The following is a 929-nucleotide window of genomic DNA, read 5'->3' as shown; positions in this document are numbered from 1 at the left end:
GATCTGTGCTTGGATCTTTTGGATCTGTATGTTGTTCGTCCTTGATTTTTGTATTTGTGATGTCATAACCATTCACTTCGGATTTATATCCCGCTACTGGTTGTTCTTTCACTTCATACTTATAAGCTAATCCGTTCGCATCATACACTTGTAGTTTTTCAAACGTGTACTTCCAGTTTGTTCCCACGCTTACTTCTTTCGTTTCAATAACTTTTCCATTCTGTAATAAGTCTACTTTGATGGATGCTGGGCGATCTATTGCATCGTTATCATTCCATACTTTCTTACCACTTACTTCTGTTTCATCCTTATTCTTGTAAGTATTTATAATTTTTGTTCCTTCTACTTTTGTTTCATAGTTTTTCACTTTTACTTCATCTACTGTGTACTCGTACTCTTTTCCTTGTTCATCGTACTTCGGTAGATCTTTAAAGCTAAAGTTCCAGTTTCCTTCTTTATCTGCTTTTACTTCTCCTGTTTTAAATTCTGTTCCATTTTGAAGCAATTGTACCTTAATGCTTTCTGGACGTGTGTTGAATTTATTGTCGTAGTCTTCCCATACTTTCTTACCATTTACTTCTGTTGTTTCTGTGTTTTTGTACGTGTTCGTGATTGTTGTTCCTTCTACTTTTGTCTCGTAGCCGTCAACTTTTACTTCACTTACTGTGTATTTAATTTCGTTTCCTTGTCCATCATACTTCGGTAGATCTTTGAAGCTGAAGTTCCAATTACCTTCTTTATCTGCTTCCACCTTTGTATCTTGTATTACTTTATCACCTTGAAGCAATTGTACCTTGATGCTTTCTGGGCGTGTACCAAATTTATTGTCGTAGTCTTCCCATACTTTCTTACCACTTACTTCTGTTGTTTCTGTATTCTTGTACGTGTTCGTAATCGTTGTTCCTTCTACTTTTGTTTCATAGTCTTTC

The 929-nt window shown here is 35.5% G+C and carries 1 protein-coding gene; it reads right to left on the bottom strand.

Annotated features, from left to right (window positions below; genetic code table 11):
- On the bottom strand, positions 1-929 hold a 929-nt coding region (locus MR113_RS27235), incomplete at both ends, for a Cna B-type domain-containing protein (RefSeq protein ID WP_242257479.1).

The sequence above is a fragment of the Bacillus cereus group sp. BfR-BA-01379 genome (genome assembly GCF_022663605.1).
GTDB classification, from domain to species: Bacteria; Bacillota; Bacilli; order Bacillales; family Bacillaceae_G; genus Bacillus_A; species Bacillus_A mobilis.
The sequence above is the reverse complement of the archived record's forward strand: the minus strand, read 5'-3'. Positions and strand labels throughout refer to the sequence as shown.